Origin of the sequence: Azospirillum sp. TSO35-2, assembly GCF_003116095.1 — a bacterium.
GTDB lineage: Bacteria > Pseudomonadota > Alphaproteobacteria > Azospirillales > Azospirillaceae > Azospirillum.
The window spans coordinates 952884-964762 of the sequence record NZ_LGRA01000008.1 but is presented as its reverse complement, the minus strand read 5'-3'; the positions used below and the strand labels follow the sequence as shown (position 1 = coordinate 964762).

14 protein-coding genes are annotated in these 11879 nt (G+C 70.5%); 8 read left to right on the top strand and 6 right to left on the bottom strand.

Annotated elements, in window-relative coordinates:
• Positions 1 to 81 precede the first annotated feature (81 nt).
• The 5 genes from pcaD (at position 82) to pcaG (ending at position 4111) form a co-directional block, all read left to right on the top strand.
• Positions 82 to 882: a 3-oxoadipate enol-lactonase gene (pcaD, locus tag TSO352_RS05825; RefSeq protein WP_109106369.1), complete on the top strand. Its 801-nt coding sequence runs from the start codon at positions 82 to 84 to the stop codon at positions 880 to 882.
• A gap of 20 nt (positions 883 to 902) precedes the next feature.
• Entirely contained in the window at positions 903 to 1310 is a 408-nt protein-coding gene (gene pcaC, locus TSO352_RS05820; protein WP_109106691.1) for a 4-carboxymuconolactone decarboxylase, read from the top strand.
• A 3-nt stretch (positions 1311 to 1313) separates the two neighbouring features.
• Entirely contained in the window at positions 1314 to 2696 is a 1383-nt protein-coding gene (locus TSO352_RS05815) for a 3-carboxy-cis,cis-muconate cycloisomerase (RefSeq protein ID WP_109106368.1), read from the top strand.
• A gap of 129 nt (positions 2697 to 2825) precedes the next feature.
• Complete coding sequence (gene pcaH / locus TSO352_RS05810) at positions 2826 to 3548, top strand: protocatechuate 3,4-dioxygenase subunit beta (RefSeq protein ID WP_109106367.1); 723 nt, start codon at positions 2826 to 2828, stop codon at positions 3546 to 3548.
• A gap of 5 nt (positions 3549 to 3553) precedes the next feature.
• Entirely contained in the window at positions 3554 to 4111 is a 558-nt protein-coding gene (pcaG, locus tag TSO352_RS05805) for a protocatechuate 3,4-dioxygenase subunit alpha (protein WP_109106690.1), read from the top strand.
• A 39-nt stretch (positions 4112 to 4150) separates the two neighbouring features.
• Here the strand turns inward: pcaG and lhpI are convergent, their stop codons facing one another.
• The 4 genes from lhpI to TSO352_RS05785 form a co-directional block, all read right to left on the bottom strand.
• Complete coding sequence (gene lhpI / locus TSO352_RS05800) at positions 4151 to 5056, bottom strand: bifunctional Delta(1)-pyrroline-2-carboxylate/Delta(1)-piperideine-2-carboxylate reductase (RefSeq protein WP_109106366.1); 906 nt, start codon at positions 5054 to 5056, stop codon at positions 4151 to 4153.
• A 49-nt stretch (positions 5057 to 5105) separates the two neighbouring features.
• Positions 5106 to 5489: a dihydroneopterin aldolase gene (locus tag TSO352_RS05795; protein ID WP_109106365.1), complete on the bottom strand. Its 384-nt coding sequence runs from the start codon at positions 5487 to 5489 to the stop codon at positions 5106 to 5108.
• 78 nt (positions 5490 to 5567) lie between these two features.
• On the bottom strand, positions 5568 to 6650 hold the full coding sequence (locus TSO352_RS05790) for a DNA methyltransferase (RefSeq protein WP_109106364.1): 1083 nt from the start codon (positions 6648 to 6650) through the stop codon (positions 5568 to 5570).
• Between the two features lie 89 nt (positions 6651 to 6739).
• Positions 6740 to 7393: a ribonuclease HII gene (locus tag TSO352_RS05785; protein ID WP_109106363.1), complete on the bottom strand. Its 654-nt coding sequence runs from the start codon at positions 7391 to 7393 to the stop codon at positions 6740 to 6742.
• A 231-nt stretch (positions 7394 to 7624) separates the two neighbouring features.
• Here TSO352_RS05785 and TSO352_RS05780 point away from each other — a divergent pair, with 231 nt between their 5' ends.
• Both TSO352_RS05780 and TSO352_RS34230 read left to right on the top strand, forming a co-directional pair.
• Positions 7625 to 8143, top strand: coding sequence for a YchJ family protein (locus TSO352_RS05780; RefSeq protein ID WP_109106362.1), 519 nt, complete (start codon positions 7625 to 7627; stop codon positions 8141 to 8143).
• Positions 8144 to 8411: 268 nt separating this feature from the next.
• Positions 8412 to 9035 (top strand): cold-shock protein, encoded by a 624-nt coding sequence (locus TSO352_RS34230; RefSeq protein ID WP_109106361.1) that lies wholly within the window; start codon positions 8412 to 8414, stop codon positions 9033 to 9035.
• Between the two features lie 113 nt (positions 9036 to 9148).
• Here TSO352_RS34230 and TSO352_RS05770 read toward each other — a convergent pair whose 3' ends face one another.
• Complete coding sequence (locus tag TSO352_RS05770) at positions 9149 to 10039, bottom strand: prephenate/arogenate dehydrogenase family protein (RefSeq protein ID WP_109106360.1); 891 nt, start codon at positions 10037 to 10039, stop codon at positions 9149 to 9151.
• Between the two features lie 146 nt (positions 10040 to 10185).
• The gene (locus tag TSO352_RS05765; RefSeq protein WP_109106359.1) at positions 10186 to 11091 is read right to left on the bottom strand and encodes a hydrogen peroxide-inducible genes activator; all 906 of its coding nucleotides are present in this window, start codon (positions 11089 to 11091) and stop codon (positions 10186 to 10188) included.
• 193 nt (positions 11092 to 11284) lie between these two features.
• Between TSO352_RS05765 and ahpC the strand changes: the two genes are divergently transcribed.
• Positions 11285 to 11848, top strand: coding sequence for an alkyl hydroperoxide reductase subunit C (gene ahpC / locus TSO352_RS05760; protein WP_109106358.1), 564 nt, complete (start codon positions 11285 to 11287; stop codon positions 11846 to 11848).
• Positions 11849 to 11879: the final 31 nt, after the last annotated feature.

Sequence of the window (11879 nt, the reverse complement as noted above, 5' to 3'; positions counted from 1 at the left end):
CCGCGAAGCGGGGGAGGGTCGGGGACGGGGCACCGTCAGCCGACACGCCACCGTCACAACCACCAAAGGCGGAAGAATCCCATGCCCTTCATCGAAGCCGCCGGCATCACCGTCCATTACGACCTGACCGGCCCCGCCGGCGCGCCGGTGCTGCTGTTCGCCAACTCCATCGGCACCAGCTTCCAGATCTGGGACGCCGTCGTCCCGCACCTGTCCCAGCGCTACCGCGTCCTGCGCTACGACATGCGCGGCCATGGCCTGACCGAGGTCACCCCGGTGACGGAGGAGGCCGGCTACAGCATGGACACGCTGGCCGGCGACGCCGTGGCGCTGCTCGACGCGCTCGGCATCGCGCGGGCCCATGTCTGCGGCCTGTCGATCGGCGGCATGATGGCGCAGCGCCTCGCCGTCACGGCGCCGCAGCGCCTCCATGGCCTGATCCTGTGCGACACCGCCGGGGTGATCGGTCCGCCGTCGATCTGGGCCGACCGCATCGCGGCGATCCGCGCCCGCGGCATGGCCGCCATCGCCGACGGCGTCATGGCGCGCTGGTTCACCGAGCGGTTCCGTGCCGAGCGGCCCGACCAGATCCGCGGCTATGTCGCCATGGTCGGGCGGACGACCGAGGATGGCTACATCGGCTGCTCCATGGCGATCCGCGACGCCGACCTGCGCGCCGCCAACGCCGGCATCGCCGCCCCGACCCTGGTGATCGTCGGCGAGGAGGACGTGGCGACCCCGCCGGCCCTGGCCCGCGAACTGGCCGACGGCATCCCCGGCGCCCGCCTTGCCGTGCTGCCGGGCGCCGCCCACATCCCCGGCGTCGAGAAGCCGGCGGAGCTGGCCGCCCTGATCGACGGTTTCCTGAAGGATCTGCCATGACCGAGATGCTGGGCACCGAGATGCTGGACAAGGACCTCTACGACCGCGGCATGGCGGTGCGCCGGTCGGTGCTGGGCGACGCCCATGTCGACCGCTCGCTGGAGCGTGCCACCGCGTTCGACGCCGATTTCCAGGAGTTCATCACCAAGACCGCCTGGGGCAACATCTGGACCCGGCCGGGGCTGGACATCCGCACCCGCAGCATGCTGACCATCGCCATGCTGGCGGCGCTGGGCAAGGACGGCGAGCTGAAGCTGCACATCCGCGCCACCCGCAACACCGGCGTCACCCGCGACGAGGTGAAGGAGATCCTGCTCCAGGCCGCCGTCTACGCCGGCATCCCCGCCGCCAACCACGCCGTCGCGCTGGCCCGCGGCGTCTATGACGAGATGGACGCCGAAGACGCGGCCAACAGCGCAAAGGGCTGACCGATGAGCGAGATCCGCCACGCCGACCCGCTGCTCGACCCGCTCTTCGGCTCCGACGTGGCGGCCGCGGCGTTCACCCCGACGGCGCGCCTGCAGGGCATGCTGGATTTCGAGGCGGCGCTGGCGCGGGCGGAGGCGGCGGTCGGCGTCATCCCGTCCCGCGCGGTTCCGGCGATCGCGGCGGCCTGCCGGGCGGATCTCTACGACCTCGACGCACTGGGGGCGGAGGCGGCGCTGGCCGGCAACACCGCCATCCCGCTGGTCAAGCACCTGACCCGCAGCGTGAAGGACGCCGACGAGGAAGCCTCGCGCTTCGTCCATTGGGGCGCCACCAGCCAGGACGCGATGGACAGCGGGCTGGTGCTGCAACTGCGCCGCTTCATCGACGGGCTGGACGCCGATCTGGCGGGCCTCGCCGACGGGCTGGCCGCCCTCGCCGACCGCCACCGCGCCACGCCGATGGTCGCCCGCACCTGGTTGCAGCACGCCCTGCCGACGACCTTCGGGCTGAAGGCGGCCGGCTGGCTCGACGCGCTGGGCCGCGACCGCCAGCGTCTGGCGGCGGCGCGCGCCCGGCTGGCCTTGCAGTTCGGTGGGGCCGCCGGCACGCTGGCGGCGCTGGGCGACGCCGGGCCGCGGGTGGCCGAGGCGCTGGCGGCGGAGCTGGATTTGCCGCTGCCCGCCCTGCCCTGGCACGCCAGCCGCGACCGCATCACCGAGCTGGCCGCCGCGCTGGGCATCCTCGCCGGCACGCTCGGCACGCTGGGGCGCGACATTTCGCTGATGATGCAGATGGAGGTCGCCGAGGCGTTCGAGCCCAGCGGCCCCGGCCGCGGCGGCTCCTCCACCATGCCGCACAAGCGCAACCCGGTGTCCTGCGCCGTGCTGCTGTCGGCGGCGGTGCGCGCCCCGGCGCTGGTCGGCGGGCTGCTCGCCGCCCAGGTGCAGGAGCATGAACGCGGCCTCGGCGGCTGGCACGCCGAATGGCAGGCGCTGCCCGACCTCGCCCGCATCGTCGCCGGCGCCGCGCGCCACGCCCGCGAAACCATCGCCGGCCTGACGGTGGACGCCGAGCGGATGCGCGCCAACCTCGACCTGACCCGCGGCCTGATCCTGGCCGAAGCCGTCACCATGGCGCTGGGCGAGCGCATGGGCCGCATGGCCGCCCATGCCCGCGTCGCCGACGCCAGCCGCCGCGCCGCCGAGGCCGCCCGTCCGCTGCGCGACGTGCTGGCCGAGGACGCCGAGGTGATGCAGGCGCTGGGCGGCGATGGCCTCGACCGGCTGTTCGACCCGCTGCGCTACATTGGATCGGCCGGGCACTTCATCGACCGTGCGCTGACGGACCACCGCCACGGTCGACCGGGCCAGCGTCAGCGCGACTGACCATCCGCAGAGTGAACCATCGCGGTCCAGTCTTTGCGTTTCACGGAAATGGACCATGGGTCCATAATGGTTTCAACAGGCCGTTCAAGGCTGGACTCACCACCCATTCCCCCAAGGAGGCGTCCCGAGATGGACAGTGTCGTTCGCGAGGCGGAGGCCGATTTCGGGCCCCGCGACTGGGCGCAGCACCCGCCCTACCTGTCGCCGCTCTACAAGTCGACGGTCCTGCGCTCGCCGCGCAAGCCGCTGATCCCGATGAAGCAGTGCCTGTCGGTCCGCACCGGCCCGGTGTTCGGCCATGACAGCGTCGACGCGCTGGACAGCGACCTGACCAAGAACGGCCGCGTCAACGGCGAGCCGGTCGGCGAGCGCATCATCGTCACCGGCCGCGTGCTGGACGAGAGCGGCCGGCCGGTGCCGCACACGCTGCTGGAGATCTGGCAGGCCAACGCCTGCGGCCGCTACGTCCACCGCTGGGACCAGCACGACGCGCCGCTCGACCCGAACTTCTTCGGCGCCGGCCGCTGCATCACCGACGCGGAAGGCCGCTACCGCTTCACCACGATCAAGCCCGGCGCCTATCCCTGGGGCAACCACCACAACGCGTGGCGCCCGGCGCACATCCATTTCTCGCTGTTCGGGCCGTCCTTCCTGACCCGGCTGGTCACCCAGATGTATTTCCCGGGCGACCCGCTGCTGCCGCTCGACCCGATCTACAACGGCGTGCCGGAGGGCGCGCGCGAGCTGCTGATCTCCCGCTTCTCGATCGACGTGACCGAGCCGGTGTGGGCGCTCGGCTATGAATTCGACATCGTCCTGCGCGGACGCCTCGCCACGCCGATGGAGCGTTGATCGCCATGACGCAGACCTTGAAGCAGACCCCGTCCCAGACCGTCGGTCCGTATTTCGCCTACGCCTGGACCCCGGAACTCTACGGCCGCCGCCCGCTGGCGACCAACCGGCTCGCCACCCACGAGACGCCGGGCGAGCACATCCGCGTCGAAGGCGTCGTCTATGACGGCGAAGGGGCGCCGATCCGCGATTGCGTGGTCGAGATCTGGCAGGCCGGCGCCGACGGCAAGCACGCCCCCGGCGCGGCCGGCTTCGGCCGCTGCGGCACCAACGACGCCGGTTACTATTTCTTCGACACGGTGAAGCCGGGCGGCCACGGCGACGGTCAGGCCCCGCACATCGCGGTGACGGTGTTCGCCCGCGGCATGCTGAGCCACGCCTTCACCCGCCTGCACTTCTCCGACGAGGCGGCGGCCAACGCCGCGGATCCGGTGCTGTCCAGCGTCCCGGACGACCGCCGCGGCACGCTGATCGCCCAGCGCGCCGACGTGCCGGGCGGCGCGGTCTACCGCTTCGACATCCACCTGCAAGGCGACCAGGAGACGGTGTTCTTCGACTGCTGAACGGCAGGCGCCCCTCCCCGTCCGGGAGAGGGGCGTCGCTCAGCCCTGCGCCAGCGCGCAGCGGGCGGCGGCGAGGTCCCAGGCGGCGCAGCCGACGCTCTTGAACAGGCGCGGGCGGCCGGCGGTGGCGCCGCCGTCCAGCGCCTCGACCAGCGAGCGCACCACGCTCCAGTCCACGCCGGCCTGGATCAGGTCGCCGGCCTCGTGGTGGGCGCCGGCCGGGTCGTCGACGAACAGCTCGCTGCCATGCACGGCGGTCGGGCCGAACTCCGCCATTTCCGGCTTGAAGGCGCCGACGCCGACCAGCAGGCGGTCCGGCCGCGGCGTCTCGTCATAGATCGGGGCGAGGCTGGTGGTCAGCGCGATCACCACCGCGGCCGCCGGATCGACGGCGCCGCTCGCCGGCCGCAGTTCCACGCCCTGCCCCTGGTGCCCGGCGCAGAACGCCGCCGCGCTGTCCAGGCTGCGGCTGTGGACGTCGACGCGGATGCCGGGGTAGAGCGCCGCCAGCGCCTCGACATGGCCGGACGACTGCTTGCCGGCGCCGAGCAGCGCGACGTGGCGCGGCGCGGCGGGGGCGAGCGTGCGGATCGCCAGCATCGACACCGCGGCGGTGCGCCGCGCGGTGACGGTCGGGCCGTCGAGGATCAGCCGCGGCACGCCGGTCGGCGCGTCGAAAACGCTGACCACGCCATGGATCGTCGGCAACCCCTGCGCGCCGTTCTGCGGGTTGACGTTCACCAGCTTGTGGATGGCGATGTCCGGCGCGGTCGCCGGCATCGACAGCAGCACGCCGCCGTTCGGCAGCGGCAGCACCTGCCGTTCCGGGCTGGTGATGCGCCCGGCGGCGTAGTCGCGGGCGGCGGCGGCCACCGCGTCGCACAGGGCGGCGAAGGGAAGCCGGGCGGCGGTCTGTTCGGCGGTCAGGACGGCGAGCGACGACACGGGGGGCGGCTTCCTCGGCTGTAAGGGGGGCTTTGTGAACGGGAAAGGGTCAGGCGCGGGCGCGTTCGATCTCGACGCCGACGCTGGCGGCGTCGGGGAAGACGTCCAGCTTCTCGACCCGCACCTTGGCCTGCGTCACCCGCGCGTCGGCGAGGCAACGCTCGGCGATGCGCTCCGCCAGCGTTTCCACCAGCGTGACGTGGCCTTGCGTGACCACGCCCTTGACGACGGTCGCCATGTCCTCGCCGGTGACGCCGGGGGCGATCACCTCCAGGTCGAGGTTCAGGCGGATGCGCTGGGGCTTCAGACGCTCATGGGCGTAGACGCCGATCAGCGCGTCCATCACCAGATCACGCACGAAGCAACGGGTGGACAGCACCGCCGGGGCCGAGCGCGGCACCGGGGCGGTGACGGTGGCGAAGAGCTTGTTCATGGGCGACAGCCCTAACACGCCGGTGCCACCGCTGCCAAGCCACCGCCCCTATGCCCGTCGGACAGGGCAGAGGTGGACTCAGTGCATCTCCGAGCGGATGCGCTCGCGCAGGATGTCGATCGGGCGCAGCTCCTCGCCCTCCTCGTAATGCCAGAAGGTCCAGCCGTTGCAGGCCGGCAGCCCGGCCATCGCCGCGCCCACCTGGTGGATCGAGCCGCGATGGTCGCCGCGCGGGCCGGAGCCGATCAGCGTGCCGTCGGCGCGCACCCGGGCGGCGACGCGGCGGCGCTGGTCGAACAGGGTCGAGCCGGGGCGCAGCAGCCCGCGTTCCACCACCCAGCCGAAGGGGATGCGCGGCGCGCTGCGCTTGGGCGGGGTGTCGAGGATCGCCGCCTCCGGCGCCTCCTCCACCGCGTCGATGCGGGCCTGCGCCGCCTTGACGTAGCTGTCGTCGCGCTCCAGCCCGATCCACTTGCGGCCCAGCCGCTTGGCGACCGCGCCGGTGGTGCCGGTGCCGAAGAAGGGGTCGAGCACCACGTCGCCCGGCCGCGACGACGACAGGATCACGCGGTACAGCAGCGATTCCGGCTTCTGCGTCGGGTGGGTCTTCTTGCCGTCCTCGTCGCGCAGCCGTTCGCCGCCGCTGCAGATCGGCAGCAGCCAGTCGCTGCGCATCTGAAGATCCTCGTTGAGGTTCTTCATCGCCTCGTAATTGAAGCGATAGCGCGCGTCCTTGTCGCGGGCGGCCCAGATCATCGTCTCGTGGGCGTTGGCGAAGCGGGTGCCGCGGAAGTTCGGCATCGGGTTGGTCTTGCGCCAGACGATGTCGTTCAGAATCCAGAAGCCCAGATTCTGCAGGGTGGCGCCGACGCGGAAGATGTTGTGGTAGCTGCCGATCACCCACAGCGAGCCTTCCGGCTTCAGGATGCGGCGGGCCGCCGTCATCCAGTCGCGGGTGAAGCGGTCGTAGGTCTCGAAATCGTCGAACTTGTCCCACTCGTCATCCACCCCGGCGACGCGGGTGTGGTTCGGCCGCAGAAGTTCTCCGCCCAACTGCAAGTTGTAGGGCGGATCGGCGAAGACGAGATCGACCGACGCGGCCGGCAGGTCGTTCATAAGAGCGATGCAATCGCCGATCAGGATACGGTTTTCAGGGAGCATTGTGCGACCGGCAAAGAACTGGGACTCGGCCGGACAATGAGTCGCGGCCGAGTCGCCGTCAACAGCTTTCTTCGGCAAGTGACGAAGGGTCAGCCGCCTAGCGCCTTTTGGCGTTTCACTGGTGCAAAACTGACTCGGTGGTGCGGCGTGACACCGTGGCGGGCCAGCGCGTCCAGATGCTCCGGCGTCGGATAGCCGGCGTTGCGGTCCCAGCCATAGTGTGGATACTCGGCCGACAACCGCAACATCTCGCTGTCACGCGCCACTTTGGCGAGAATAGAGGCGGCGGCGATGGACTGGCTGCGGCTGTCGCCCTTCACCACCGCCACCGCCTCGCAGCCGATGTCGGGGGTGAACCGGCCGTCGACCAGCGCCGCGTCGGGCGGGGCGCCGGGCAGCGCCAGGAAAGCGCGCTTCATCGCCAGCAGCGTCGCCTTGTGGATGTTCAGGTCGTCGATCTCCTCGGCCGACGCCTCGGCGATGGCAAAGGCCAGGGCGTGGGCGCGGATCGCCGGCTCGATCTCCTCGCGCAGGCGGCGGGTGACCGCCTTGCTGTCGTCGATCCGGGCGGCGATCTCCGGCGGCAGCCCGCCCGGCGGCAGCACCACCGCGGCGGCGACCACCGGCCCGCAGAGCGGCCCGCGCCCGACCTCGTCGATGCCGCAGACACGGCGGCCGGGGCCGAAGCCGGCCTCCAGCGACAGATCGGGGCGCGCCCGGGGCGCGGCGGCTTTGCGGGGCATCGGCGGACTCGGACGAAGTCATGGGGACGTGGCCGCTTGATAGCGGCGGCGGAGTCCGCGCGCAAGGGGCCGGCGGACGGGCGCCCGCCCGCCTCTGCCAATCAGACTCTTGAGAAGCGACGCGGGGCTGCGCTATGGATGCGCCCCGCAGCCGCCCGGCCCGGTCGATCCTGGCAGGATTGATCCGGACCGGACCGACTGGGCCGATTCACGCCACGAACGAGACGGGCCATGACCGCAGACACCGCCGCCACCACGACCCAGCACGCCGCCGAATGCCCCTGCCGGTCCGGCAAGCCGCTGGACGCCTGCTGCGGCCCCTATCTGGCCGGCATGCCCGCCCCGACGGCGGAGGCGCTGATGCGGTCGCGCTATTCGGCCTTCGCCACCCACAACATCGACTATCTGCACGACACGCTGCTGCCCAGCACCCGCTCCGACTTCAACCGGGAGGAGGTCGAGGCCTGGGCCAACAACAGCGTGTGGACCGGTGTCGAGATCCGCTCGACCGAGGCGGGCCAGCCCGGCGACAGCGAGGGCATCGTCGAGTTCGTCGCCCGTTTCAGCATGAACGGCAAGCCGATGACCCACCACGAGACCAGCCGCTTCGCCCACGAGGACGGCCGCTGGTACTACGTCGACGGCGTGCTGGGCGCCCGCCCGCGCAGCGGCCCGAAGGTCGGCCGCAACGACCCCTGCCCCTGCGGCAGCGGCAAGAAGTACAAGAAGTGCCACGGCGCCGCGGCGTAATTCCGGTCCGGGCCGGAGTCCCGGCCAGAGCAAAAGCCTCGAGTCGGCCCGGCCTCGTCACGCTGCACCTGCACAATTTCGGCGAATTCCACGCCACGATGCCCGCCCGGCGCGTGGCGGTGGCGTTTTTGTCGTGCCCGGCCGCCGGAATCGCGTGATGGCGATTGAATTATGAGTCGGAACCGATCATCCTTCGGTCGCCCTGTTCCGGGCCGCCCTTTTTCGGTTTGCCGGGACCGGGCTTGACACGACAGATGAGACGATACTGATGTTCGACCGTCCGCAGCGCTCTTCCTCTTCCTTCCGCGCTCCTGAAATCACCCAGCGCGACATCCGCGCCACCGTCAAGTGGTTCAACGCCACCAAGGGCTTCGGCTTCGTCACGCCCGAAGACGGTTCGCCGGATGCCTTCCTGCACTCCACGGTTCTGCAGTTCTGCGGACACGACAGCCTGCCCGAAGGCGCCACCATCGTTTGTGACCTGTCGCGCGGCCCGAAGGGCCCGCAGGTCGCCACCATCCACTCGGTCGACACCACGACCGCCGCCCCGAGCCGCCCGCGTCCCCAGCGCGACCGCGATTCGTGGGGCAATGACGGCGGCAGCTACGGCGGCGGCAACAGCTACGGCAACAGCAGCCGCGGCGGTTACGGCGGCGGCTACGACGATGCCGACAGCGGCGACGGCGAGACGGTGGACGGCACGGTGAAGTGGTTCAACGTGTCGAAGGGCTTCGGCTTCATCGCCCCGTCGACCGGCGGCAAGGACATCTTCGTCCACATCCGCGCGCTGGAGCGGTCCGGCATCAGCGGTCTGGACGACGGTGCGCAGGTCCGCGTGACCATCCGCCAGGGCGCCAAGGGCCCCGAGGCGCAGCGCATCGAAATGGCCTGATCGCTCATCGGTCGTTGTGATGTGAAAAAGCCCCCGCTCCATCGGAGCGGGGGCTTTTTCGTGTCCGGAAGACGCTTGGCCGCGGAGAGGCGCCGCGCAGGCGCCACCCGCCATCAAGCCTGCTTGGCGTCGATGATGCCGCGGCGGATGGCGCGGGTCTTGGTGAAGTGGTCCTGCAACTGCTCGCCCTCGCCCCAGCGGATGGCGCGCTGCAACGCCGACAGATCCTCGGTGAAGCGCTGGAGGATCTCCAGCACGGCCTCGCGGTTGTTCAGGAAGATGTCGCGCCACATCACCGGGTCGCTGGCGGCGATGCGGGTGAAGTCGCGGAAACCGCTGGCCGAGAACTTGATGACCTCGGACTTGGTGTCCTCCTCCAGGTCGGCCGCGGTGCCGACGATGGTGTAGGCGATCAGGTGCGGCAGGTGCGAGGTGATGGCCAGCACCCGGTCATGGTGGTTGGCCTCCATGATCTCCACCGCCGAGCCGACGCGGCGCCACAGCTCGGTCACCTTGTCCAGCGCGGCGCGGTCGGCGCCGGCCGGCGGGGTCAGGATGCACCAGCGGCCCTGGAACAGGGTGGCGAAGCCGGCCTCCGGCCCCGAATGCTCGGTGCCCGCCACCGGGTGGCCGGGGATCAGGTGGACGCCGTCGGGCAGGTGCGGCCCGATGTCGCGCAGGGTGGCCTGCTTGACCGAGCCGACGTCGGTGACGATGGTGCCCGGCTTCAGCAGCGGGCCGATGCTCTCCCCCACCGCGGCGAAGCTGCCGACCGGGGTCGCCAGCACCACCAGCTCGGCGCCGTCCAGCGCCGCGGCCAGATCGGTGGTGGCCTGCGCGACGATGCCCAGCTCCATCGCCTTGGCGCAGGCCGCCTCGCTGCGGTCGGCGCAGACGACGCGGCGGGCGATCCCATACTCCGTCAGCGCCCGCGCCAGGGAGGAGCCGATCAGACCGATGCCGACGATGGCCACGCGGTCGAACAGGGGGGCGGTGTCGCTCATGACGGTCTGGTCCCGGAAACGGGGTGGAAAGGCGGAGTTGGAAGGCGAAAAACCGCTCCGTTTAAACCACTTCGGGCGGGCGGGACCAAGCGATTCTTTGACCGGCGGGCCGCCACCCGGCCGGATGCGCCCGGCCGGACGCCCGCTCAACCCTCCTTCTGCGTCACCACCTCTTTCAGGGCCGCCGCCAGGCGCTGGAAGGTGTCCTTGCGTCCCGACGTCCGGCGCCACGCCAGCGCGATGCGGCGGAAGGGCCGGCTGCTGTCGAGCGGCCGCACCGCCAGGTCGAGCCCGCGCAGGATCCCCGAATCGACCGCCATCTGCGGCAGCAGCGTCACCCCCAGCCCGTTCGCCACCATCTGCACCAGCGTGTGCAGGCTGGTGCCCTGGAACGTCGTGTTGTGGGGGGCGCCGTCCAGCGCGCAGGCGGCCATCGCGTGGTCGCGCAGGCAGTGGCCGTCCTCCAGCAGCAGCAGGTCTTCCGCCGGCACCGTCTGCCCCGAATCGGCGCCGCTCAGCCGGTGGCCGGTCGGGCAGACGAAGGAGAAATGGTCCTCGCCGATGTCCTGGGTTTCCAGGTCGCCGATCGGATAGGGCAGCGCCAGCAGCACCGCGTCCAGCTTGCCGGCGTTGAGCTGGTCGAGCAGCCGCGCCGACTGGTCCTCGCGCAGATACAGCCGCAGGCGCGGGAAAGCCTCGCGCAGGGCCGGCATCACGCGGGGGATCAGGAAGGGGCCGATGGTCGGGATCACGCCGAGATGCAGCGCGCCGGACATCGGGTCGGCGGCGGACCGGGTGATGTCCACCAGCTCCTCCGCCCCCTTCAGCAGGTCGCGGGCACGGTCGGCGATCTCGCGGCCGAGCGGGGTGGGCAGCACCGACCGCCGGGTCCGCTCCAGCAGGGTGGCGCCCAGCAGATCCTCAAGCTCCTGGATGCCGGCGCTGAGGGTGGACTGGCTGACGAGGCAGGCCTCCGCCGCCTGCCCGAAATGGCAGCGGTCGACGACGGCGACGAGGTAGCGGAGCTGGCGCAGGGTGGGCAATGGCTTCATGGCACCCACTGTAATCGTTTTTTTCGATCAATGCGATTGGTTTTTTCTGCTTTTCATGATTACAGATTTCCCGTATTCCTCCACGGGTCAACCGAACCAAGGAATGCCGCCCGCCCCCGCTGCTCCAATCCCGATCCGGCCGGACGCCGGGGGCAAGGCGCCTTTCAAACATAGCACCCCATCGGAGAACATAATGTCCTTGATCAACTCTGAAATTAAGCCCTTCAAGGCGACCGCTTTCAAGAACGGCAAGTTCATCGACGTGACCGACGCCGACCTGAAGGGCAAGTGGTCGGTTGTGTTCTTCTACCCGGCCGACTTCACCTTCGTCTGCCCGACGGAGCTTGAGGATCTGGCCGAGAACTACGGTGAATTCCAGAAGCTGGGCGTCGAGATCTACAGCGTCTCCACCGACACCCATTTCTGCCACAAGGCGTGGCACGACACCTCGCCGGCGATCGGCAAGATCGAGTACACCATGATCGGTGACCCGACGCTCGCCATCAGCCGCAACTTCGAGGTCCTGATCGAAGAGGTCGGCCTCGCCGACCGCGGCACCTTCGTCGTCGACCCGGCCGGCAAGATCCAGATCGTCGAGATCAGCGCCGGCGGCGTTGGCCGCGACGCCAAGGAGCTGCTGCGCAAGATCAAGGCCGTGCAGTATGTTGCCGCCCACCCGGGCGAGGTCTGCCCGGCCAAGTGGCAGGAAGGCGAGAAGACCCTCGCCCCGTCGCTCGACCTGGTCGGCAAGATCTAAGGATCTCAAGATCTAAGGTTTGGCCTTAGGT

Coding starts and splice junctions, on each gene's coding strand:
- pcaD (WP_109106369.1), top strand. CDS start 82: ATGCCCTTCATCGAAGCCGCCGGCATCACCGTCCATTACGACCTGACC.
- pcaC (WP_109106691.1), top strand. CDS start 903: ATGCTGGACAAGGACCTCTACGACCGCGGCATGGCGGTGCGCCGGTCG.
- TSO352_RS05815 (WP_109106368.1), top strand. CDS start 1,314: ATGAGCGAGATCCGCCACGCCGACCCGCTGCTCGACCCGCTCTTCGGC.
- pcaH (WP_109106367.1), top strand. CDS start 2,826: ATGGACAGTGTCGTTCGCGAGGCGGAGGCCGATTTCGGGCCCCGCGAC.
- pcaG (WP_109106690.1), top strand. CDS start 3,554: ATGACGCAGACCTTGAAGCAGACCCCGTCCCAGACCGTCGGTCCGTAT.
- TSO352_RS05795 (WP_109106365.1), bottom strand. CDS start 5,489: ATGAACAAGCTCTTCGCCACCGTCACCGCCCCGGTGCCGCGCTCGGCC.
- TSO352_RS05790 (WP_109106364.1), bottom strand. CDS start 6,650: ATGCTCCCTGAAAACCGTATCCTGATCGGCGATTGCATCGCTCTTATG.
- TSO352_RS05785 (WP_109106363.1), bottom strand. CDS start 7,393: ATGCCCCGCAAAGCCGCCGCGCCCCGGGCGCGCCCCGATCTGTCGCTG.
- TSO352_RS05780 (WP_109106362.1), top strand. CDS start 7,625: ATGACCGCAGACACCGCCGCCACCACGACCCAGCACGCCGCCGAATGC.
- TSO352_RS34230 (WP_109106361.1), top strand. CDS start 8,412: ATGTTCGACCGTCCGCAGCGCTCTTCCTCTTCCTTCCGCGCTCCTGAA.
- TSO352_RS05770 (WP_109106360.1), bottom strand. CDS start 10,039: ATGAGCGACACCGCCCCCCTGTTCGACCGCGTGGCCATCGTCGGCATC.
- TSO352_RS05765 (WP_109106359.1), bottom strand. CDS start 11,091: ATGAAGCCATTGCCCACCCTGCGCCAGCTCCGCTACCTCGTCGCCGTC.
- ahpC (WP_109106358.1), top strand. CDS start 11,285: ATGTCCTTGATCAACTCTGAAATTAAGCCCTTCAAGGCGACCGCTTTC.